The following is a 21540-nucleotide window of genomic DNA, read 5'->3' on the forward strand; positions in this document are numbered from 1 at the left end:
GCCGCGCGTGCGTGCTGCTCGCCGCCGTGACGCATGCCCGTCGGCCGCACGTGACGCGGGGCAGGGCGCTGCCCTGTGCAATGTGGCTGCCGACGTCCGGCAGGCAGGAGGACGATGATGTCGCCTGAGTCCGTGCAGGACACCGCGCCGGAGACGATCGCGGCGCTGTTCGCCGCGCAGCAGGCCACCGCGCTGGCCTGGCGCGGCTCGTCGGCGAACGCGCGGCGCGCGCATCTGCGGGCGCTGCGCGATGCGTTGCTGGCGCGGCGGCAGGCGTTGATCGCCGCCTTCGCCGCCGATTTCGCCAAGCCTGCGCTGGAAGTGGAATTGACCGAACTGTTACCGGTGGTCGACGAGATCGCCACTGCCATCGCGCAGCTGCCGCGCTGGATGCGGCCGCGCAAGGTCGCGCCGACCCTGCTGGCCCTGGGCACGCGCGCGCGCATCGCCTACCAGCCCAAGGGCTGCTGCCTGATCATCGGGCCCTGGAACTATCCGGTGGCCACCGTGCTGGGGCCGCTGGTATCGGCGCTGGCCGCCGGCAACACCGCGCTGATCAAGCCGTCCGAATTCACGCCGCAGGTCAACGCGGTGCTGCAGGCGGTGCTGGAGGAGGCGTTCGCGCCGGAGGAAGTGGCCCTGGTGCAGGGCGGTGCGGCGACCGCGCAGGCCTTGCTGGCGTGTCCGTTCGACCATGTGTTCTTCACCGGCTCGGCGTCGGTGGGCCGGCAGGTGATGGCCGCGGCGGCGCGGCAGTTGACCCCGGTGACGCTGGAGCTGGGCGGCAAGTCGCCGGTGATCGTCGATCGCAGCGCCGACCTGCGCCGCGCCGCCGAGGTGATCGTCTGGGCCAAGCTGGTCAACGCCGGACAAACCTGCATCGCACCGGATACCTTGTTCGTGCATCGCGGTGTCAGCGCGCGCCTGCTCGACCACTGCCGCGCACTGCTGGCGCAGCGCTACGGTGCCGACGCGCAGGCGGTCGCCGCCAGCCCGCACCTGGCGCGCATGATCCACCCGGCGCATGCCGCGCGCGTGGCCGGCCTGATCGACGAGGCGCGCGCCGGCGGTGCGCAGCTGCTGGCCGGTGGCGAGCACGACGCGGCGCGGTGCTACGTGGCGCCGACGCTGCTGGCGCAGGTGCCGGCGCAGGCACGGATCGCGCAGGAAGAGATCTTCGGCCCGGTCCTGCCGGTGGTGGAGTTTGCGCACCTCGACGAGGTGCTCGACCGGCTCGACGCTGCGCCCAAGCCGCTGGCGCTGTATCTGTGGAGCCGCGACCGCGCCGGCATCGCGCGGGTGCTGGCGCGCACCAGCTCCGGCAGCGCGGTGGTCAACCACTGCCTGCAGCAGTTCGTGCACAGCGGCCTGCCGTTCGGCGGGGTGGGCGCCTCGGGCTTCGGCAGCGGCCACGGCGTGCATGGCTTCCGCGCCTTCTCGCACGAGCGCGCGCTGCTGCAGGGCGGCCGCCTGCCGATCGTCAAAGCGTTCTTTCCACCCTATACGTCCTTGCAGCAGCGCTTGGCGGCCGGCCTCAGCGCTTGGCTGGCGCGGCGCTGAGCAGCGCAGCCGGTGTGCCAGGGGCGGGCGCGGTAAGATGCGATGCCGGCGCGTGCAGCGACGCTGCGGCGCCGTCCGCGTATGCATTGCCGTGGCGATGCATGCCGCCAGATCGACGCAGCGCCGCCAGCGTGGCGTCTGCCGCTTCACCACCATCGAGATCCCATGCCCGCCGACACGCCGCGTTCCCCCGCACCGCACCGCCCGCGCCTGACCGGGAACAAGGTGCCGGCGCAGCATCGCGCCACCGAAACCTACGAGCAGATCCTCTCGGTCACCGCGCAACTGCTCGGCGATGTCGGCGTGGAGCGGTTGTCCACCAACCTGGTGTGCGCGCGTGCGGGGCTGACGCCGCCGGCGCTGTACCGCTATTTCCCCAACAAGTACGCGCTGCTGTCGGAACTGGGCCGGCGGCTGATGGAGCGGCAGAACCAGCTCATCCCCAAGTGGATCACCCGGCAGGCGATGAGCGGCACGCGCGAGGAACTGCAGCGTGCGCTGGCCGGGCTGGTGCTGGATACCTACCGCGTCACCAAGGCGACCGAGGGTGGGGTGTGGGTGCTGCGCGCGCTGCGCGCGGTGCCCGCGCTGCAGCAGGTGCGCCTGGATTCGCACGCGCAGGTGACCAAAGGCCAGGTGCGCTTTCTCAGTGAGGCCTTCCCCGATGCCGACCCGCGCCAGTTGCGGCTGGTCAGCCGCATCGTGGTCGATCTGATCTACGCGACCGTGGAGCTGCTGTTCGACACCCGCCTGAGCGCCCGTGCGGTGGCCGATACCGTGGCAGCGATGATCGCCAGCCATATCGAGCAGCTGCGCGACGGGGCCGCGGCTGGGTGAGGCGGGGCTGCGGCGTCGGTTCCGGATGTGCGGCACCTGCGTGGCCCACGCAACGCAATCGCAAGGCGCAGCGGCCGATGCCAGCGCGAACCGCGCGCCACCAAACGGCGGCTTGAGGCCAACTGCAAACGAGGCGTCCGCAGACACGGCGCGACGCCCGCGAGGCGCTGCACGTGCCGGCCCCGACGGGATCAGGGCGCGGCGGCGAACCGGCCTTCGTCGAGATCCGCGACCAGCGTCGGACCGGTCGGCGTCCAGCCGAGCCTGGCCTGGGTCAGCGCGCTCGAGGCCGGCATGTCGAGTTGCACGAACATCGCCATCCAGCCGAAATGCGCGGCCGCCTCGCCCGGCGCAATGGATACCACCGGCAGCTTCAGGCCGCGCCCGAGCGCCTCGGCGATCTCGCGGATGCGCACGCCTTCCTCGCCGACCGCGTGATAGCGCGCGCCGGGCTGCGCCTTCTCGATCGCAAGACGATACAGCCGCACCGCGTCGGACAGGTGGCCGGCCGGCCAGCGGTTGCTGCCGTCGCCGACATAGGCGACCACGCCCTTCTCGCGCGCGATCGCCGCCAGCGGGGTGACCAGCCCTTGCCGAAACGGGGTGTGCACCTGCGGCAGCCGCATCACCGAGACGTTGACGCCGGCCTCGCGCAACGCATTGCCGGCCTGCTCGGAGGCGATGCGCGGATTCGGATGCGCGGCGTTGAAGACGTCCTCGCTGGCCGGCTCGCCGTGTTCGCCGCTGCCCACGCCCGTGCCCGAGGTGATCAGCAGCGGGCGATCGGAGCCCTGCAGCGCCGCGCCCAGGGCCGCGATCGCGCGCCTGTCCTTCTCGCAGTTGGCGGCGAAGTTGCTGAAATCATGATCGAACGCCGCATGGATCACCGCATCGGCCTGGGCGGCACCACGACCCAGGCTGTCCGGATCCTCGAGCGTGCCGTGGTGGACCTCGGCGCCGGCCGCGCGCAGCGCCTGCGCGCCGGCCTCCGATCGGGTCATGCCGAGCACGCGATGGCCGGCCTGGAGCAGTTCGGGAACCAGCGCCGAGCCGATGAAACCGGTCGCGCCGGTCAGAAAGATACGCATGGTGCACTCCGGTGGGTCAGTCCGAGGGACTCTCCGGCATCGGCTTATCCCGTTAAAGTAGTGACGTCATCGTAGTAAAGCGACTAACAGGCTTGCCATGCATTCCGATCCAGCCCATTCCCTGGGCGACTTCCTGCGCAGCCGGCGGACCCGGCTCGATCCCGCCAGCTTCGGCTTCTCCGGCCGTCGGCGCACGCCGGGTCTGCGCCGCGAGGAAGTCGCGCAGCGCGCCAATATCAGCCCGACCTGGTACACCTGGCTCGAACAGGGGCGCGGCGGCGCGCCCTCGGCGCAGGTGCTGGAGCGGATCGCAGGCGCGCTGCTGCTGACCGACGCCGAACGCGAACATCTGTTCATGGTCGCACTGGGTCGACGGCCGGAGGTGCGCTATCGCGCGGTGGCGGGCGTCAACCCGCGGCTGCAGCGCGTGCTTGATGCGCTGGAAACGAGTCCGGCCATCGTCAAGACGCCGACCTGGGACGTAGTGGCCTGGAATCGCGCGGCGGCCGTGGTGCTGACCGATTACGGCCAACTGCCCGTCGGCGAGCGCAACATCCTGCGCTTCCTGTTCTGTCATCCCGCCACGCGTGCCAAGCAGCACGATTGGGGCAGGGTGGCACGCTTCGTGGTGGGCGCGTTTCGCGCCGACGTGATGCGTGCGGGACTCGCCTCGGAAGCGGGCGACCTGGTAACCGAGCTGTGTGCGCTCAGCGCCGAGTTCGAAGCCTTGTGGCACGACCACGAAGTGCTGAGCCACGGCGAGGGCGACGGCGAAAAGCGTCTCAAGCATCCGGTGCTCGGCGAGATCGCGCTCGAGTACTCGGCCTTCGCCGTGGATGGCAGGCCGGATCTGGGCATGATCGTCTACACGCCCGTCGATGCCGGCGTGGCTGCGCGCATTCGCGCACTGGCGACCGCGCATGGTGCGGCGCAGGCGGCGCGGACGGACGCGCCGCCGACATCGGTGTGAATCAGTGAAACGAAGCGGAAGAGCGGCGCGCAGCCGGTCGCGCCGTCCTCCGCCCCGACGACAAGGCGCGCTTACTCCACCGCCAGATCGTCGACCTTCTGCCAGCCGCGCGGCAGCAGCCCGCCGCGGCTGGCGCGGGCGCCGAGGTAGGCGTCCAGGTCCTTGAACGACAGCGACATGGTGCGCTGACCGCTCTTCACCAGCAGCGTGTTGCCCGGTGCCACCGCGGCGATCGCCACCACCCGTTCGGTGCTGAGCTTGGCCTTGGGGATGTCGATGATCTTGTTGCCCTTGCCCTTGTCCAACTCGGGCAGGTCGGCGACCGGGAAGGCCAGCAGATGGCCGGCGCTGGTGACCGCGACGATGCGGTCGGTGCCGGCGCCGCTCACCGGGGCCGGCGGCAGCACCCTGGCGTTCGGGGTCAGGTTGAGCATGGCCTTGCCGGCCTTGTTGCGGCTGGTCAGGTTCTCGAAACGGGTGACGAAGCCGTAGCCGTGCGAGGACGCCAGTACCAGGCGCGCGTCGTTGTCGCCGCTGGCCAGGGCCTGGAAGGCGGCACCGGCGGCGGGCGAGAAGCGCCCGGTCAGCGGCTCGCCGTTGCCGCGTGCCGAGGGCAGGGTATGCACCAGGGTCGAGTAGGCGCGGCCTTCCGAATCCAGGAACGCCACCTGCTGCGTGCTGCGCGCGCGCACCGCCGCCAGCAGGCTGTCGCCGTCGCGGTAGGACAGCGCCGCCGGATCCACGTCGTGGCCCTTGGCCGCGCGGATCCAGCCCTTCTCCGACATCACCACGGTCATCGGCTCGCTCGGCACCAGCTCGGTCTCGTCGATGGCCTGGGCCGCGTCGCGCTGCACCAGCGGCGACCGCCGCGCATCGCCGAACTTCTTGGCGTCGGCCATCAGCTCGTCCTTGATCAGCTTCTTCAGCTTGGTCTTGCTGGCCAGCACCGCCTGCAGCTGCTCGCGTTCCTTGGCCAGCGCATCCTGCTCGCCGCGGATCTTCATCTCTTCCAGCCGCGCCAGCTGGCGCAGGCGCGTTTCCAGGATGTAGTCGGCCTGTTCCTCGCTGAGCGCGAAGCGCGCGATCAGCGCCGGCTTCGGCTCGTCCTCGGTGCGGATGATGCGGATCACTTCATCCAGGTTGAGGAACGCGGTCAGCAGGCCTTCCAACAGGTGCAGGCGGCGCTCGACCTTGTCCAGCCGATGGTTGAGGCGGCGCACTACGGTGTCGCTGCGGAAGCGCAGCCATTCCTCCAGCAGGGTCTTGAGGTTCTTGACCTGCGGGCGGCCGTCCAGGCCGATCACGTTGAGGTTGACCCGGTAGCTGCGCTCCAGGTCGGTGGTGGCGAACAGGTGGCCCATCAGCTGTTCGGCGTCGACCCGGTTGGAGCGCGGCACCAGCACCACCCGTACCGGGTTGGCGTGGTCGGATTCGTCGCGGATGTCTTCCAGCCACGGCAGCTTCTTGGCACGCATCTGCTGCGCGATCTGCTCGATCACCTTCGACGGCGACACCTGGTAGGGCAGCGCCGTGACCACGATGTTGGCGTTTTCCTTCTGGTAGGTGGCGCGGGCGCGCACGCTGCCGTGCCCGGTTTCGTAGAGGGTGCGCAGGTCGGCGGCCGGGGTGATGATCTCGGCGGTGCTCGGGTAGTCCGGGCCGCGCACGTGCTCGCACAGGTCGGCGACGCTGGCATCGGGGTCGTCGAGCAGGCGGATCAGCGCGCTGACGATCTCGTTGAGGTTGTGCGGCGGCACGTCGGTGGCCATGCCCACGGCGATGCCGGTGGTGCCATTGAGCAGCAGGTGCGGCAGCCGCGCCGGCATCCAGGTCGGCTCGTCCAGGGTGCCGTCGAAGTTCGGCGACCAGTCCACCGTGCCCTGGCCCAGTTCGCCCAGCAGCACTTCGGCGATCGGGGTCAGCTTGGACTCGGTGTAGCGCATCGCCGCGAACGACTTCGGGTCGTCGGTGGAGCCGAAGTTGCCCTGGCCCTCGATCAGCGGGTAGCGGTAGGAGAACGGCTGCGCCATCAGCACCAGCGCTTCGTAGCAGGCGCTGTCGCCGTGCGGGTGGTACTTGCCGATCACGTCGCCGACGGTGCGCGCGGACTTCTTCGGCTTGGCCGCCGCGTTCAGGCCCAGCTCGCTCATCGCATAGATGATGCGCCGCTGCACCGGCTTGAGCCCGTCGCCGAGGAACGGCAGGGCGCGGTCCAGCACCACGTACATGGAGTAGTCGAGGTAGGCGCGTTCGGCGTATTCGCGCAGCGGCAGCTGTTCGAAGCCATGGAAGGCGGGGCGGGCGAGATCGGTCATGCGCAGGGAATACCTATAGGGGAACGCGGCGCCAGGCGCCGCAGGTCAGCCGGTCGATTATCCGGATGCGGCCGGCGATGCCAAGCCGCGCGTGCCGCCGGCGCTGGCCAGGTAGCGGGCCGGAGGATGGCCGAAGCGGCCGCGGAAGGCGGTGACGAAGGCGCTGGGGCTGCTGTAGCCCAGGCGGAAGGCGGTGTCGGCGACGCTGGCGCCGTCGCTGAGCCGGCGCAGCGCCTCGGCCAGCCGCGCCTGCTGGCGCCAGCCGGCGAAGCCGAAGCCGGTCTCGTCGCGGAAGTGCCGGCTCAGGCTGCGCGGCGACAGCCCGGCCCAGTGCGCCCACTGCGCCAGCGAACGGTCGTCGGCGGGGGTTTCCAGCAACTGGGTGGCGATGCGCAGCAGGCGTCGGTCGCGCGGCATCGGCAGGTGCAGGTGCTCGATCGGGGCGTTGCGCACCTCGTCCAGCAGCACCGCGCACAGGCGCTGCTGTTCGGCGTCCAGCGCCGCTGGCACGCCCCATTGGGTCATCCGCCGCAGCACCTCCCGGAACAGGCCGTTCATGCCGATCACGCAGGTCCGCGGCGGCAGGTCGGCGCAGACGTCGGGGCGGAGCAGCGCCAGGTAGCTGCGCACCCGCCCGGACACCTGCACGGTGTGCAGTTCCTGCGGCGGCATCCAGCCGGCGCAGCCCGGCGGCAGCGACCACTGGCCGTGCGCGGTGGAGGTGCTCAGCACGCCCTCCTCGACATAGATCAACTGGCCGCGCACGTGGCGGTGCCAGTCCACCTCGTGCCGCAGCGACACCGGCGAGTGCGCCATGAAGGCCAGCGCGGGCGGGCCGTCGGCGCGCTCGAACCAGTCGAGGGCACGCGGGTCCAGGGCGCTGCCGGATGCAACGGCGGGGGAGGCAGGGGCGGACCCGGTTGGCGCGATTTCGATATCCATTGTCCGGATTGTAATACCGGGCCACGCCTCGCCGCCGCTAGAGTGCGCACCGCTGCCAGTGTTCCTTCGCTGCAACGCAGCATCTACTTTCTGCGGGGATATTTTCTTGACATATATTTCTAAATGAAAATAATTGGCGCCCATGAACTGCGCTCCCTCCCTGCCTGGTCCGCCCTCGTTCGGCCTGCTGCTGCGCCAGGTGCGTGACGGCCTGATGCGGCGCCTGGACGAGGCCATGGCCGGGCTGGAACTGGACCTGGGCTTCAGCCACTACCTCGGCATGAAGGCCTTGGCCTACATGTCGCCGTGCACCGCCAACGAACTGGCCCAGGCCCTCGACCAGAACCCCAGCGCGGTGACCCGCCTGCTGGACAAGCTGGAAGACCTGGGCTGGGTACGCCGCGAAGCGCATGCGCAGGACCGCCGCGCGTTGCAGATCGTGCTCACCGACGACGGCCGCGCGCTGTGGCAGCAACTCAAGCAGCGCGGCGAAGACGCCATCGCCGATGCGTTGCGCGATCTGTCCGCCGAGGAGCGCGAGCACCTGTTTTCGCTGTTGGCCCGCGTCCGCGACTCCCTCAATTCGCCCTGAATCCGCTCACATGAACCTGTCTCCTTCGCTTTCCCGCCTGCGTCCATTCGCGGTCGCGGCCCTCACCCTGGCGCTGGCGGCCTGTGCCAGCAGCCGTGGCCTGGAACCGCAGGGGCGCCGGCTCGATGCCGACCGCCAGCTGCATATCGGCAAGACCCTGGCCGCCGACGCGCTGGCGCCGGCGCCCTGGCCGCAGCAGGACTGGTGGAAGGCGCTGGGCGATCCGCAGCTCGACGCGCTGATCGCCGAGGCCCTGCAGGGCACGCCCAGCCTGGAGGCCGCCGATGCGCGGCTGCGCCTGGCGCAGGCACAGGCCGGCGCCGCCGATGCCGACCGCGACCCCAAGCTGTCGCTGTCGGCCGGCTACACCGGCCTGCAACTGCCCAAGGGCCTGGCCGGCGACGAGATCGGCGGCAAGTACATCCACAACGAACAGGCGCTGCTGGATTTCAGCTACGGCTTCGACCTGTGGGGCGGCAAGCGCGCGTCCTGGGAAGCGGCGGTGGACCAGGCGCATGCGGCCGAGGTCGATGCGCAGGCCGCGCGCCTGGACCTGTCGGCCGGCGTCGCCCGCGCCTACGCGCAACTGGGCTATGCCTGGCATCTGTACGACCTGGCCGGTGCCGAACTGGCGCGCTCGGAGAACAGCCTGAAGCTGGTGCGGCAGCGCCGCGACGCCGGCATCGACAGCAACCTGCAACTGCGCCAGGCCGAGGCGCGGGTGCCGGCGGCACGCCAGCAGCAAGCCGCCGCGCAGCAACAGATCGACGAAGCGCGCACTGCGCTGGCGGCGCTGCTGGGCCGCGGCCCGGACCGCGGGCTGCAGATCGCGCGGCCGCGCCTGCTCGATCCGCAGGCTGCGCGGGTGCCGTCGGTGCTGCCCAGCGACCTGCTCGGCCGCCGGCCCGACGTGGTCGCCGCGCGCTGGCGGGTGGAAGCCGCCTCGCAGGGCATCCATGCGGCCAAGGCCCAGTTCTACCCCAGCGTCAATCTGAGTCTGCTGGGCGGCGTCGCCGCCACCAATCCGGGCGACCTGTTCAAGAGTTCGTCGGTGCTGGGCCTGCTCAGCCCGGGCGTGAGCCTGCCGCTGTTCGACAGCGGGCGGCTGCGCAGCCAGCTCGCCGAGCGCGATGCGCAGTACGACCTGGCGGTGGCCAACTACAACCAGACCCTGGTGGCGGCGTTGCGCGAGGTGGCCGACCAGGTCAACGCGGCGCGTTCGCTGGCCGAGCAGGCGCAGCAGCAGGCGCAGGCGCTGGAGACCGCGCAGGCCGCCTTCGACCTGTCGCAGCAGCGCTACCGCGCCGGCATCGGCAACTACCTGGACGTGCTCAGCGCGCAGCAGCAGTTGCTCGACGCGCAGCAGCGCCTGGCTGCCCTGCAATCCAATCAGATCCTAGTCTCGGTGCGCCTGAATCAGGCGCTGGGCGGCGGCTACGACGCCACCTCCGCCGCCGACGCGCCGAGCTCTTCTTCCGCACCTTCGCATTCCTGAGATCGCTGCAATGAATCAGACAACGACCCCCGCTTCCCCCGCTCCCGCCGCCAGCCGGCGCGGCAAGCTGCTGCGCGGCCTGGCCGTGGTAGTGGTGCTGGTGCTGATCGCGCTGGCGATCTGGTACTTCCTGGTCGGCCGCTGGCACGAGGACACCGACGATGCCTACGTGCAGGGCAACCTGGTGCAGATCACCCCGATGGTGGCCGGCACCGTGGTGCGCATCGACGCCGACGACGGCATGCGCGTGGAGCGCGGCCAGCCGCTGGTCAAGCTCGACCCGGCCGACACCGAGGTCGCGCTGCAGCAGGCCGAGGCCAATCTGGCGCGCACCGTGCGCCAGGTGCGCGGTCTGTACCGCTCGGTCGAGGGTGCCCAGGCCGAACTGTCCGCGCAGCAGGTGACCCTGCAGCGCGCCCGCGCCGACGTTGCCCGCCGCGCCAGCCTGGTCGCCACCGGTGCGATCTCCGCCGAAGAACTGGCGCATGCCCGCGACCAGCTGGCCGCCGCCGAGGCCGCGGTCAGCGGCTCGCGCGAGACCCTGGCGCGCAACCGCGCACTGATCGACGAGAACGGCGTGGCCGACCAGCCAGACGTGCAGGCGGCCGCCGCGCAGGTGCGCCAGGCCTTCCTCAACAACGCCCGCAGCGCCATCGTCGCGCCGGTGGCCGGCTACGTGGCGCGGCGCTCGGTGCAGGTCGGCCAGCGTGTGCAGCCCGGCACCGCGCTGATGGCGGTGGTGCCGCTGAACCAGGTGTGGGTGGACGCCAACTTCAAGGAAACCCAGCTCAAGCACATGCGCCTGGGCCAGCCGGTGGAACTGGAGTCGGATCTGTACGGCGGCGCGGTGAGCTACCGCGGCACCGTGGAGAGCCTGGGCATCGGCACCGGCAGCGCGTTCTCCCTGCTGCCGGCGCAGAACGCCAGCGGCAACTGGATCAAGATCGTGCAGCGCGTGCCGGTGCGCATCGCCATCGACGCCAAGCAGTTGCAGCAGCACCCGCTGCGCATCGGCCTGTCGATGAAGGTCAACGTCAACCTGCATGACCAGAATGGGGCGGTGTTGCCGAGCAAGCCGGCCAGCGGCACGCTGCTGGATACCGATGTCTACGCGCAGCAGCTGCAGCAGGCCGATGCGGCCGTGAAGCAGATCATCCACGCCAACCTGCCCGACGCCGCCAAGGCGAACTGAGCCCGGTCATGTCCAACCAAGCTGCCGCTCCCGCCGCGCCCGGCGTTCCGGGCGCACCGGCCGCCGCGTTTCGTCCGCCCAGCGTGGCGTTGTGCACGGTGGGCCTGGCGCTGGCCTCGTTCATGCAGGTGCTCGACACCACCATCGCCAACGTCTCGCTGCCCACCATCGCCGGCAACCTCGGCGCCAGTTCGCAGCAGGCCACCTGGGTCATCACCTCGTTCGCGGTCAGCAATGCCATCGCGCTGCCGCTGACCGGCTTTCTCAGCCGCCGCTTCGGCGAGACCAAGCTGTTCGTGTGGGCCACGCTGGCCTTCACCGCCGCCTCGCTGCTGTGCGGCCTGGCCCAGAGCATGGGCATGCTGGTGGTGTCGCGCGCGCTGCAGGGCTTCGTCTGCGGCCCGATGTATCCGATCACCCAGAGCCTGCTGGTGTCGATCTATCCGCGCGAGAAACGCGGCCAGGCGCTGGCGCTGCTGGCGATGATCACCGTGGTCGCGCCCATCGCCGGGCCGATCCTCGGCGGCTGGATCACCGACAACTACAGCTGGGAATGGATCTTCCTGATCAACGTGCCGCTGGGCATCATCGCCGCGACCGTGGTCGGCTCGCAGCTGCGCGACCGTCCCGAACCGACCGAGCGCCCGCGCATGGACTACGTCGGCCTGATCACCCTGATCATCGGCGTCGGTTGCCTGCAGGTGGTGCTGGACCTGGGCAACGACGAGGACTGGTTCAATTCGACCAAGATCATCGTGCTGGCCGCGATCTCGGCGGTGGCGCTGGCGGTGTTTCTGATCTGGGAACTGACCGACAAGGATCCGATCGTCGACCTGCGCCTGTTCCGCCACCGCAACTTCCGCGCCGGCACCATGGCCCTGATCGTCGCGTATGCCGCGTTCTTCAGCGTGTCGCTGCTGATCCCGCAGTGGCTGCAGCGCGACATGGGCTACACCGCGATCTGGGCCGGTCTGGCCACCGCGCCGATCGGCATCCTGCCGGTGATCATGACCCCGTTCGTCGGCAAGTACGCCTCGCGCTTCGACCTGCGGATGCTGGCCAGCATCGCCTTCATCTTCATGGCCACCACCAGCTTCATGCGCTCGGACTTCAACCTGCAGGTGGATTTCCCGCACGTGGCCGGAGTGCAGTTGCTGATGGGCGTGGGCGTGGCGCTGTTCTTCATGCCGGTGCTGCAGATCCTGCTCTCGGACCTGGACGGGCGCGAGATCGCCGCCGGCTCCGGCCTGGCCACGTTCCTGCGCACGCTGGGCGGCAGCTTCGCCGCATCGCTGACCACCTACCTGTGGTCCAAGCGCACGCAGCTGCACCACGCGCACCTGACCGAGCACATCTCCAGCTACACGCCGGGCATGCAGGAACAGGTGCAGATGATGGGCAACGGCAGCCTGCAGAACGGCGCGGCGCTGCTCAACAACACCATCAACCACCAGGCCTCGCAGATGGGCTTCAACGACATCTTCTACCTGCTGGGCTGGACCTTCCTCGGGATCATCTTCTTCCTGTGGCTGGCCAAGCCGCCGTTCGGCGGCGGTGGTGGCGCGGCGGCGGCTGGCGGTCACTGAGACCTCGAAAGCGGCGCGGACGGCACCACCGGCTGGTGCAGTTCCGCGCCGTCCGGTGCTGCCGCTACGTCAGTGGTGCATAGCGGTGCCTGCCCCCGATTGCGTGGCATGCCGGCCGGCACGGCGCGCCAACGCTGGCAACGCGGCATGCGTACCCGGCGTCGCGCGCCGGCGCCGGGCCACTTGCCGCTGCCGCGGCCCGCACACCAGAATGCGGCTCTCGCAGGCTTCGGCAGCCCCGCACATGCAGCGCTCTCTCCGCGCCCTCGGCGCCCGCTTTGCCGCATCGCTTCCGCGCGCGGCCGTCCTCGCACTGCTGTGCCTCGGCGCGCATCCAGGCAACGTCCAGGCTGCGCCGCCGCCCGCGGCCTCGTCGGTTCCGGTGACCCCGGCCGATCGCCTGCACGAAGCCTGGTGGGCCGAGCGCCACCAGCAGGTGCTGGCGCAGGGACGCGCGCACCCGGACGCACCGCTGCTGCTGATCGGCGATTCGATCACCCAGAACTACGAAAAGGCACAGGCGCCAGACCAGGGCTTCCAGTCGACCTGGCAGACCTTCTACGGCAGCAGGGGCGCGCTCAACCTCGGCTTCAGCGGCGACGCCACCGAACACGTGCTGTGGCGCCTGCAGCATGGCGAAGTCGACGGCCTGCGGCCCAGGGTGGCGGTTCTGCTGATCGGCACCAACAACACCGGCCACGAAGGGCAGAGTGCGGCGGACACAGTGCGCGGCATCGATGCGGTGGTGGCCACGCTGGAGCAGCGCCTGCCGCGCACGCGCATCCTGTTGCTGGGCCTGCTGCCCAGCGCGCTGTCGGCGCAGAAGAGCGCGCGCGACGCCGAGGTCAACCACGCGTTGGCGGTGCGCTACGGCGACAACCCGCGCGTGGCGTATCTGGACATCGGAACCGTGTTCCAGCGCGCGGACGGCACGCTGGAGCAGGGCCTGTTCTACGATCCGCGGGACAAACCCGGCAGCGGCGCGCTGCACCCGGACACGCGTGGGCAACGGCGCATGGCCGAGGCGATCGAGCCGACCCTGGCGCGCCTGCTCGAGGAAGCGCCGCGGGTGCCGCTGGACGCGATGACCGAGGTCGATACCGCGCGCATCGCGGTGCCCTGGCTGGAGCAGGATTCCTACGATTGGTACGGCCGCCACCATGCCGCGCTGGACGCCGCGCGGCAGTTGCAGCCGCAGGTGGTGCTGCTCGGCGATTCGATCACCCACTTCTGGGCGGGGGCGCCGCAGGCGATCCGGGTGAACGGCGCGCAGGCCTGGCAGCGCACCTTCGGCGCCACGCGCGTGCTGAACCTGGGCTTCGGCTGGGACCGCACCCAGAACGTGCTGTGGCGACTGCGCCAGGGCGAGGTCGATGGCCTGGCGCCACGCTGGGTGGTGGTCAACCTCGGCACCAACAATCTTGCCGGCACCGAGCATGCGCGCACCAACACGCCGCAGGAGACCGCCGATGGCGTGGCGGCGGTGGTCGCCGAGATCCGGCGGCGCCTGCCGCGCAGCCGGATCGTGCTGATGGGCATCTTCCCGCGCGGCTTCGCCGCCGATGCGCCGCAGCGCGCGCCGATCCTGGAAACCAACCGCCTGCTGGCCGCGCGCTTCGGCCACGACCCGCAGGTCCGCTGGCTCGACATCGGCGCGCGCTTCCTGCAGCCGGACGGCACGCTGCCTGCGGTGCTGATGCCCGACGGCACCCATCCCAGCGAAGCCGGCTACGCGATCTGGGGCGAGGCCTTGCGCGAGATCGGCGTCGGCGGCTGAACCGCGGCGTCCAGCAATGCGCTTTGCCGCGGCTCGGCGGCACATGCCATGTTTCTCTCGTGGCCCTCGTAGGAGCGGCTTCAGCCGCGAACGAGCGCTACCGACAATCCCTCGTCGCGGCTGAAGCCGCTCCTACGATGGACATTCGTCGCTCGCCACCGGCGCGGCCTCAGCCGTTGCTGGGCTTGAGCAGTTCCAGCACGGCGTCGCGGTGGCCCGGCGGCGCGTTGCGGTAGCGCGCCAACAACGCGCGCTCCTGGGCGTCCTGCGCCAGCAACGGATAGTCCGAAGGCAGGTCCTGCACGCGCTTGCCCGGACCCACGCCGCACACCAGTTCGTCGAGCGAGCGGTTCAGCACGTTGCGCAGCGTCGGCAGCAGGCGGAAGCTCGGCGTTTCGCGGTCGTTCTCCCAGGCCGACACCGACGACTTGGTCACGTCCAGCGCGAAGCCCAGCTGTTCCTGGGTCAGCCCGGCGGCTTTTCTGGCTTCGCGCAACCGGTCGCCGAAGCTATTCATCGCGGTGGGCCTTGGGGGACGGCGGGCCTACCAAGATATGGAGCATCCGCCGGCTTGTCGTACAGTCACGCTTGACTCCAATTGTTCGGAAATTCAATACTCACGCGGTGCGGAATGCACGGACGCGCGAGGATGCGCATGCAGGACATGGAGGTTATGGACACAAGGGTGTCGGCGCCGCGTTGCGCGCCCGCTCTGCGCTGGCCGACAGCGGCACGACGCGGCGCCTGCCGGTGCGTGGGGGAGGGCGCATGGCCACCTACGAAGTGAGACTCCGGCGCGTCGCGCAACTGGAGCCGTCCTTGCAGGTGCTGGTGCATGCCGCCAATGCCTACCTGGCCGCACGTGCGGCCGAACGCCACAACCCGGGCTACCGTGCCTACAAGGTGGCGGTGTGGGTGAAGGGCGTGCGCGTGGACATCGGTCCGTTGCGTCCGCCGCAGCGCTGAGCGCCGCGGCCTGCACGCAGCCAACAAAAAACCCGCCGAAGCGGGTTTTGAGATCTTTCTCGACCTGTCGGTCGTGGTGCCCAGGAGAGGACTCGAACCTCCACGGTTTTACCCGCTAGTACCTGAAACTAGTGCGTCTACCAATTCCGCCACCTGGGCAACTCAGAACGAGAATTCTGCGCGCCGCGGTGGGTGCTGTCAAGCGTTTTGCGACAGCGGCGTAACACCGCTGTCGCGTGCGCATCGCTCGCGCCTTCAGTAGCCGACGTTGAAGCGCAGACCTTGGTTGATCGCACAGCGATAGCCGAGGGTGCTGCCGGTCTGTTGGTAGCTGGGCAGGGCGAACACGAACATGGTGAAGTCCACCGTGTTGTCCGGATGCACCTGGTAGCGCAGGAACTGCTGGATCGGCTTGCCGTCGCGGCCGACGGTCACGTGCTCGTCGGCGAAGGACAGGGTGCCGTCGGCGGTGACGCGGTAGGCGCCGATGCGCAGGCCCCCGCGGGTCTGGCTGGGCGTGGCGCCGCCGGAGGTGGGCGTGCACTGGCTCAGGTCGATCGCCACGGCGACCGAGGCGCCGCTGTCCAGGGCGCGTTGGATCTCGGTGAGCGAGCCGAGGGTGGCGTCGTCGGCGCCGGCCGTGGCGGCGGAGGCGCTGGTGGCGCTGGCGAACAGGGCAGCGGCGAGCAGGGAAGCGGACAGGCTGTGCATGGTGGATGCTCCGGAGCGTGGGGGAGGGCGACGGATTGCCGGATGCAAACTAACGGGGTGCCGAGTTGGGTCAACCGACAAAATCGCGAACTTCCGCGGCCGTCACGGCGCATCTTCGAAGCAGGTCCGCTTGTGACAGCGCGGTGTCGGAATCGGCATCGCGCCTGCGGTTTTCCGCCGACTCCGCGCGCCGTCGAAGCGTGCGCGCGTGCGCAGCCGCGCGGCGTCTGGCACATGCGCGCCGACGCCGCGTGCCGCGCTCGGATCGCGTCATCGACGCCGTCGATCGCGACCGGCGCAAAAATAGACATTGACAAGGTCGCGCGGGCACCGCAGAATTCGCGGCCTTCAGCGCCCAGGTGGCGGAATTGGTAGACGCACTAGTTTCAGGTACTAGCGGGTAAAACCGTGGAGGTTCGAGTCCTCTCCTGGGCACCACAGGCAACATCGCGAGAGCGCTGAACTCTCGCACCGACCGGCCCGCTGACGCGGGCTTCGTCGTTTCTGGGGCTTGCCATCGGGGCGTCGCCCGGCGCGGTTCGCGTGGCGGCCAGCCCCATGCGAGTACCATGGGCGCATGACCACTCGTAAAAGCAAGCCCGGCAAGCCCGGCAAGTCCGCGTCCAGCGACGCGCCCACCAGCAAGCGCCCCCCCGCCGCCGAGACGCCGAAGAAATCGCGTCTGCCCGCCTGGATGCCCAGTTTCCTGCGTCGCGGCCCCAAGCCGCCGCTGCAGCCCCTGCACCCGCCGTCGCCGCCTCCTTCCACGGTGCCCGCCGACGCGCCGGCGCCGATCCAAGACCCGTATGCCGCGCGCGAGGCCGAGCGCTATGCGCAGCCGATCGCCAGCCGTGAGGCAATCCTGCAGTTGCTCGAACGCTGCGACGGCCCGCAGACCCTGGACGAGCTGGCCGAACAACTCGGCCTGACCGAGCCGACCCGCAAGGAAGCGCTGAGCAAGCGCCTGGGCGCGATGCTGCGCGAAGCGCAACTGGTGCAGAACCGCCGCGGCGGCTACGCGCCGCTGCAGCAGACCAACCTGATCCCCGGCGTGGTGATCGCCAATCCGGACGGCTTCGGCTTCCTGCGTCCGGACGAGGGCGGCGACGACCTGTTCCTGCCGCCGTACGAGATGCGCAAGGTGCTGCACGGCGACCGCGCGCTGGCCAACGTCACCGGCATCGACCGCCGCGGCCGCCGCGAAGGCAGCATCGCGCGCGTGCTCGAGCGCGGCCTGACCCGGATGATCGGCCGCTTCAGCCTGGAAGCCGGCATCGCCTTCGTGGTGCCGGACGACAAGCGCATCCAGCGCAACGTGCAGATCCCCGCCGACGCCGTCGGCGAGGCCCGCGACGGACAACTGGTGGTGTGCGAACTCACTTCCGCGCCGGACGCGCGGCGCCCGCCGATCGGCAAGATCATCGCCGTGCTCGGCGACAAGCTGACTCCGTCGCTGCTGGTGGAAGCGGCGATCCATGGCCACGAGCTGCCCTACGAATTCCCGCAGGCCGTGCTGGACGAAGCCGCGGCGGTGCCGCTGACGGTGGAGCCGGCGGCGATCAAGGGCCGCGTGGACCTGCGGCAGACGCCGCTGGTGACCATCGACGGCGCCGACGCCAAGGACTTCGACGACGCGGTGTTCTGCGAGTCCAACGCCGATGGCTTCCGCCTGGTGGTGGCGATCGCCGACGTGTCGCACTACGTGCGGCCGGGCACGCCGCTGGATACCGAAGCGGTCAAGCGCGCGACCTCGGTGTACTTCCCCGGTTTCGTGGTGCCGATGCTGCCGGAGACGCTGTCCAACGGCATCTGCTCGCTCAATCCCAAGGTCGACCGCATGTGCTTCGTCTGCGATATGCAGATCGACCGCCAGGGCGAGGTGACCGGCGCGCGCTTCTACGAGGCGGTGATGAACTCGCACGCGCGGCTCACCTACGAGCAGGTGTGGCGGGCGGTGGGCGAGAAGGACGAACAGGTGCGCAAGGAGGTGGCGGCGGTGCTGCCGCAGTTGGAGCGCCTGCACCAGCTCTACCACGTGCTGGCCAAGGCGCGCGCGCGCCGCGGCGCGATCGAGTTCGAGTCCTCTGAAGTGCGCTTCGTACTGGACAACACCGGCGAGGTGACCCAGGCCGGCATGCTGGTGCGCAACGACGCGCACAAGCTGATCGAGGAGTGCATGATCGCCGCCAACGTGGCCGCGGCGCGCTACCTGCTGGAGACGCACATTCCGGCGCCGTTCCGCGTGCACGAGCGGCCGCCGGAATCCAAGTACGCCGACCTGCTGGAGTTCCTCAAGGAGTTCAAGTTGAGTCTGCCGGCATGGAGCAAGGTGGTGCCGGGCGACTTCACCAAGCTGCTGAAGAAGGTGCGCGAGCGCCCGGACGCGGCGCTGCTGGAATCGGTGCTGCTGCGCAGCCAGAGCATGGCGGTGTATTCGCCCGACAACGCCGGCCACTTCGGCCTGGCGCTGGAGGCCTACGCGCACTTCACCTCGCCGATCCGCCGCTACCCGGATCTGCTGGTGCACCGCGCGATCAAGTACGCCCTGACCCGTGGCGCGCCGGACAAGTACCTGTACGCGCCGCGCGAGATGGCGGCGCTGGCGCTGCAGTGCTCCGAGCGCGAGCGCCGCGCCGACGAGGCCGAGCGCGAGGTCGACGAGCGCTACCGCGCCGCGTGGATGGAGAAGCATGTCGGCGGGCAGTTCGACGGCGTGGTCAGCGGCGTCACCAGCTTCGGCCTGTTCGTCGAGCTGGACCAGTCCAAGGTCAACGGCCTGATCCACGTGACCCAGTTGCCGCAGGACTATTACCAGTTCGACGCCACCCGCAAGACCCTGACCGGCGAGCGCCGCGGGCGCGAGTTCCGCCTGGGCGACCGCGTGCGCATCCTGGTGCTGAAGGCGAGCATGGAGGAGCGCAAGATCGACTTCCGGCTGGTCGAGGAAGGCGCACCGGCGCACGACGAGTTGCCGCCGCCGCCACCGCGCGGGCAGCCGGCCAAGCGCAAGAAAAAGAAGTACTGACGGCGCAGCGTCGCGGCGGACCGCCTCGTCGCCGCGATCGCGTTTCCCTTGCATCGTGCGGGAGGCGTCACCTGCGCGATGCGGTTCGCAGCGGAGAGCAGACATGGAGCAGGAACAGGAGTACAGCGGCGGTTGCCAGTGCGGCGCAGTGCGCTTCCGGGTACGCGGGAGGCTGCACGATGCCTCGATCTGCCATTGCCGGATGTGCCAGAAGGCGTTCGGCGCCTACTACGCCCCACTGGTCTCCACCCGCGGCGCGGAGCTGACCTGGACCCGCGGCGCGCCCAGGCGCTTCGCCTCGTCCAACCTGGTGCAGCGCGGTTTTTGCGCCGATTGCGGCACGCCGCTGACCTACGAAGCGCCGGACGGCATCGCCATCGCGGCCGCGCCTTCGACCATCCCGAGGCCTTGCCGCCGACCATCCAGTACGGCATCGAAGCGAAGCTGCCGTTCGTGGACGCGCTGCATCGCCTGCCGGCGACCCGCACCGAGGGCGATCTTGCCGCCGCGTCGTTCCTGGCCGATGTGGTCTCGCGCCAGCATCCGGACCACGACACCGCGCGCTGGCCGGCCTGAGCCGCTACGGCAGTGCCGACCCTCGCGCGGCGCGTTGTTGGGACCAGTGACAACCTGGGGCAATCGGTCGCGCCAGGCAGGAGGCAGGGGGCTCCAGGTCACTGCAGTCGGGACTGAAGCCCTCCCACAAGGCCGCGCCGCGATCTGGCCGGACGGCGCGGTGTCGGTAATCTTGCCGCGCCACACGCATGCCTCCGACATCGCGGGAAGCAGGACACCGCGGGCGACCCGCTTTTGCCAATCCCGAATCCCCAATCCCCAATCCCGGCCCCCCAGGCATGACGCCAGCAGCCACAACCCCTACCATGCCCGCTTTCCTTTCGCGTAGTCCCGCCTCATGAGCAAGCAGAACCAGTGGATCGTCGGCGTCAACGCCGTGGCCTCGTCGATCGAGAACGACGCGGACAACGTGCGCGAGGTGCTGGTGGAGGCGGGCAGCAAGAATCCGCGCCTGCAGGAGATCGAGGAGAACGCGCGGCGCAAGGGCATCGAGGTGCGGCGGGTGAACACCCAGGCGCTGGATGGCGTCGGTGGCTCTGTGCGGCACCAGGGCGTGGCCGCGCGCTACGCCGCGGCGCGGACCTGGGCCGAGAGCGAACTGGAAGGCCTGGTCAGCGCCGCCGAGGGCCGTGCCCTGCTGCTGGTGCTCGATGGCGTGCAGGATCCGCACAACCTCGGCGCCTGCCTGCGCAGCGCCGCCGCGGCCGGGGTGACCGCGGTGGTGATTCCCAAGGACAAGTCGGCGCCGGTCAACGCCACCGTGCGCAAGACCTCGGCCGGCGCCGCCGACCGCCTGCCGATCGTGGCGGTGACCAACCTGGCGCGCTGCCTGCGCGACCTGCAGAAGCAGGGCGTGTGGATCTACGGCCTGGCCGGCGAGGCCGAGACCTCGCTGTATGCGCAGGACCTGCGCGGCAACGTGGCGCTGGTGCTGGGCGGCGAGTCCGACGGCCTGCGCCGGCTGACCCGCGAACACTGCGACGGCCTGGTCCGCATCCCGATGCCGGGCGAGATCGAGAGCCTCAACGTCTCGGTCGCCGCCGGCGTGACCCTGTTCGAGGCGGTGCGGCAGCGCATGGGCTGAGCACGGCCGCGCATTGCCGCCGGCCTGTGAAGCCTGCAGCGCCTCCTCATGCCCGCAGCAAGCAAAGCCCCTCTCCCCCCGGGAGAGGGGGTGGGGTGAGGGTACGGGGGGCGAAGCCCCTCGCAGATCGAAGGCCAACACCAAGCCTGGCCGGTACCTTCTCAGCTCCTGCAATCGACTTCTCCCCAGGCTTCGCCCGTACCCTCATCCGCCCCTTCGGGGCACCTTCTCCCGGTGGGAGAAGGGGAGCGAGTGGTGCCTGGAAAGCCCCTCTCCCCGCGGGAGGGGGTTGGGGTGAGGGTCCGGGGGCGAAGCCCCTCGCAGCAGCGAAGGCCAACACCAAGCCTAGCCGGTACCTTCCCAGCCCCTGCAATCGACTGCTCCCGAGCTTCGCCCGGATCTCATCCAGCTCTTCGGGGCGCCTTCCACCAAAGGGGAGGTCCGTGGTCCCGGCAGGAGCAGGGAGTCATCGCGCGACGGGCACCTAGCGCTGCGCTTGCGCAGGCTGCTCCGGCTTAACGGCCGCGCAATCTTCACGCATCCTTTGCCCGGCACCTGCTACCGCCTGCGCCCGCTGCGGTGCTTTTTTGCCCTACCATGGGCGTTCGTCCCGTGTTCCGCTCCGGTAATGAGTCTGCGTCGCCCCCGTCCCTTCGACTCTGGCCCCCCACGCCAGGGTCCTGTCGCGCCCCGCCTGCGTCGGATCGGGTCGGGACAGTGAACGTCGCCAGGGGGAGGGGGGAAGCGGTGCTCGCATGCGGCCGCGGGCGCGCGTGTCTGGTGCTGCTGGTCCTGCTGCTGGCGCTGGGCGCGGCCTGGCGCGC

Annotated in this window: 16 protein-coding genes, 2 tRNA genes and 1 pseudogene; 13 read left to right on the forward strand and 6 right to left on the reverse strand. The window is 70.1% G+C overall.

Translation table 11 applies throughout. From position 1 onward, the window contains the following. Nucleotides 1-117: 117 nt before the first annotated feature. Together NUG21_RS07400 and NUG21_RS07405 are read left to right on the forward strand one after the other, a co-directional pair. Entirely contained in the window at nt 118-1560 is a 1443-nt protein-coding gene (locus NUG21_RS07400; protein ID WP_263392705.1) for an aldehyde dehydrogenase family protein, read from the forward strand. Between the two features lie 165 nt (nt 1561-1725). Then, on the forward strand, nt 1726-2397 hold the full coding sequence (locus NUG21_RS07405; protein WP_160945821.1) for a TetR/AcrR family transcriptional regulator: 672 nt from the start codon (nt 1726-1728) through the stop codon (nt 2395-2397). Nucleotides 2398-2588: 191 nt separating this feature from the next. Here the strand turns inward: NUG21_RS07405 and NUG21_RS07410 are convergent, their stop codons facing one another. Further along, on the reverse strand, nt 2589-3485 hold the full coding sequence (locus NUG21_RS07410) for an SDR family oxidoreductase (protein WP_263392706.1): 897 nt from the start codon (nt 3483-3485) through the stop codon (nt 2589-2591). 97 nt (nt 3486-3582) lie between these two features. Here NUG21_RS07410 and NUG21_RS07415 point away from each other — a divergent pair, with 97 nt between their 5' ends. Next, entirely contained in the window at nt 3583-4455 is an 873-nt protein-coding gene (locus NUG21_RS07415) for a helix-turn-helix transcriptional regulator (protein WP_019797777.1), read from the forward strand. Nucleotides 4456-4526: 71 nt separating this feature from the next. On the opposite strand, the gene parC is transcribed toward NUG21_RS07415, so the two are convergent. Next, nucleotides 4527-6770, reverse strand: coding sequence for a DNA topoisomerase IV subunit A (gene parC / locus NUG21_RS07420; protein WP_263392707.1), 2244 nt, complete (start codon nt 6768-6770; stop codon nt 4527-4529). A gap of 57 nt (nt 6771-6827) precedes the next feature. After that, on the reverse strand, nt 6828-7712 hold the full coding sequence (locus tag NUG21_RS07425) for an AraC family transcriptional regulator (protein WP_242080868.1): 885 nt from the start codon (nt 7710-7712) through the stop codon (nt 6828-6830). Between the two features lie 142 nt (nt 7713-7854). Here NUG21_RS07425 and NUG21_RS07430 point away from each other — a divergent pair, with 142 nt between their 5' ends. The 5 genes from NUG21_RS07430 to NUG21_RS07450 all read left to right on the forward strand — a co-directional run bounded on the left by NUG21_RS07430 (nt 7855) and on the right by NUG21_RS07450 (nt 14354). Continuing rightward, nucleotides 7855-8304: a MarR family winged helix-turn-helix transcriptional regulator gene (locus NUG21_RS07430; protein ID WP_160945827.1), complete on the forward strand. Its 450-nt coding sequence runs from the start codon at nt 7855-7857 to the stop codon at nt 8302-8304. 10 nt (nt 8305-8314) lie between these two features. Continuing rightward, complete coding sequence (locus NUG21_RS07435) at nt 8315-9799, forward strand: efflux transporter outer membrane subunit (protein WP_160945828.1); 1485 nt, start codon at nt 8315-8317, stop codon at nt 9797-9799. 10 nt (nt 9800-9809) lie between these two features. Beyond that, complete coding sequence (locus NUG21_RS07440) at nt 9810-10991, forward strand: HlyD family secretion protein (protein ID WP_160945829.1); 1182 nt, start codon at nt 9810-9812, stop codon at nt 10989-10991. A gap of 8 nt (nt 10992-10999) precedes the next feature. Next, nucleotides 11000-12577, forward strand: a complete 1578-nt coding sequence (locus NUG21_RS07445; RefSeq protein WP_160945830.1) for a DHA2 family efflux MFS transporter permease subunit — start codon at nt 11000-11002, stop codon at nt 12575-12577. A gap of 244 nt (nt 12578-12821) precedes the next feature. Beyond that, a complete protein-coding gene (locus NUG21_RS07450; RefSeq protein ID WP_263392708.1) occupies nt 12822-14354 on the forward strand; it encodes a GDSL-type esterase/lipase family protein in 1533 nt (510 codons plus the stop codon). 169 nt (nt 14355-14523) lie between these two features. On the opposite strand, the gene NUG21_RS07455 is transcribed toward NUG21_RS07450, so the two are convergent. Further along, nucleotides 14524-14871 (reverse strand): helix-turn-helix domain-containing protein, encoded by a 348-nt coding sequence (locus tag NUG21_RS07455; RefSeq protein ID WP_019798064.1) that lies wholly within the window; start codon nt 14869-14871, stop codon nt 14524-14526. Nucleotides 14872-15122: 251 nt separating this feature from the next. On the opposite strand from NUG21_RS07455, the gene NUG21_RS07460 reads away from it, so the two are divergent. Further along, on the forward strand, nt 15123-15320 hold the full coding sequence (locus tag NUG21_RS07460) for a hypothetical protein (RefSeq protein ID WP_010343993.1): 198 nt from the start codon (nt 15123-15125) through the stop codon (nt 15318-15320). Between the two features lie 74 nt (nt 15321-15394). Here NUG21_RS07460 and NUG21_RS07465 read toward each other — a convergent pair. Then, a tRNA-Leu gene (locus NUG21_RS07465) sits at nt 15395-15479 on the reverse strand. A gap of 96 nt (nt 15480-15575) precedes the next feature. Next, on the reverse strand, nt 15576-16031 hold the full coding sequence (locus NUG21_RS07470; protein WP_242159320.1) for a VirK family protein: 456 nt from the start codon (nt 16029-16031) through the stop codon (nt 15576-15578). 353 nt (nt 16032-16384) lie between these two features. Between NUG21_RS07470 and NUG21_RS07475 the strand changes: the two genes are divergently transcribed. The 4 genes and pseudogenes from NUG21_RS07475 (at nt 16385) to rlmB (ending at nt 20716) form a co-directional block, all read left to right on the forward strand. Beyond that, a tRNA-Leu gene (locus tag NUG21_RS07475) sits at nt 16385-16469 on the forward strand. A 139-nt stretch (nt 16470-16608) separates the two neighbouring features. Further along, entirely contained in the window at nt 16609-19056 is a 2448-nt protein-coding gene (gene rnr, locus NUG21_RS07480) for a ribonuclease R (RefSeq protein ID WP_263392709.1), read from the forward strand. 103 nt (nt 19057-19159) lie between these two features. Next, nucleotides 19160-19632: pseudogene (locus tag NUG21_RS07485) on the forward strand (GFA family protein). A gap of 337 nt (nt 19633-19969) precedes the next feature. After that, nucleotides 19970-20716: a 23S rRNA (guanosine(2251)-2'-O)-methyltransferase RlmB gene (gene rlmB / locus NUG21_RS07490; RefSeq protein WP_160945835.1), complete on the forward strand. Its 747-nt coding sequence runs from the start codon at nt 19970-19972 to the stop codon at nt 20714-20716. Nucleotides 20717-21540: the final 824 nt, after the last annotated feature.

Source organism: Xanthomonas sp. CFBP 8445, from assembly GCF_025666235.1.
GTDB classification, from domain to species: domain Bacteria; phylum Pseudomonadota; class Gammaproteobacteria; order Xanthomonadales; family Xanthomonadaceae; genus Xanthomonas_A; species Xanthomonas_A indica.

Coding starts and splice junctions, on each gene's coding strand:
- NUG21_RS07435 (WP_160945828.1), top strand. CDS start 8,315: ATGAACCTGTCTCCTTCGCTTTCCCGCCTGCGTCCATTCGCGGTCGCG.
- NUG21_RS07425 (WP_242080868.1), bottom strand. CDS start 7,712: ATGGATATCGAAATCGCGCCAACCGGGTCCGCCCCTGCCTCCCCCGCC.
- rlmB (WP_160945835.1), top strand. CDS start 19,970: ATGAGCAAGCAGAACCAGTGGATCGTCGGCGTCAACGCCGTGGCCTCG.
- rnr (WP_263392709.1), top strand. CDS start 16,609: ATGACCACTCGTAAAAGCAAGCCCGGCAAGCCCGGCAAGTCCGCGTCC.
- NUG21_RS07450 (WP_263392708.1), top strand. CDS start 12,822: ATGCAGCGCTCTCTCCGCGCCCTCGGCGCCCGCTTTGCCGCATCGCTT.
- NUG21_RS07440 (WP_160945829.1), top strand. CDS start 9,810: ATGAATCAGACAACGACCCCCGCTTCCCCCGCTCCCGCCGCCAGCCGG.
- NUG21_RS07460 (WP_010343993.1), top strand. CDS start 15,123: ATGGCCACCTACGAAGTGAGACTCCGGCGCGTCGCGCAACTGGAGCCG.
- NUG21_RS07455 (WP_019798064.1), bottom strand. CDS start 14,871: ATGAATAGCTTCGGCGACCGGTTGCGCGAAGCCAGAAAAGCCGCCGGG.
- NUG21_RS07430 (WP_160945827.1), top strand. CDS start 7,855: ATGAACTGCGCTCCCTCCCTGCCTGGTCCGCCCTCGTTCGGCCTGCTG.
- NUG21_RS07410 (WP_263392706.1), bottom strand. CDS start 3,485: ATGCGTATCTTTCTGACCGGCGCGACCGGTTTCATCGGCTCGGCGCTG.
- parC (WP_263392707.1), bottom strand. CDS start 6,770: ATGACCGATCTCGCCCGCCCCGCCTTCCATGGCTTCGAACAGCTGCCG.
- NUG21_RS07470 (WP_242159320.1), bottom strand. CDS start 16,031: ATGCACAGCCTGTCCGCTTCCCTGCTCGCCGCTGCCCTGTTCGCCAGC.
- NUG21_RS07415 (WP_019797777.1), top strand. CDS start 3,583: ATGCATTCCGATCCAGCCCATTCCCTGGGCGACTTCCTGCGCAGCCGG.
- NUG21_RS07405 (WP_160945821.1), top strand. CDS start 1,726: ATGCCCGCCGACACGCCGCGTTCCCCCGCACCGCACCGCCCGCGCCTG.
- NUG21_RS07445 (WP_160945830.1), top strand. CDS start 11,000: ATGTCCAACCAAGCTGCCGCTCCCGCCGCGCCCGGCGTTCCGGGCGCA.
- NUG21_RS07400 (WP_263392705.1), top strand. CDS start 118: ATGTCGCCTGAGTCCGTGCAGGACACCGCGCCGGAGACGATCGCGGCG.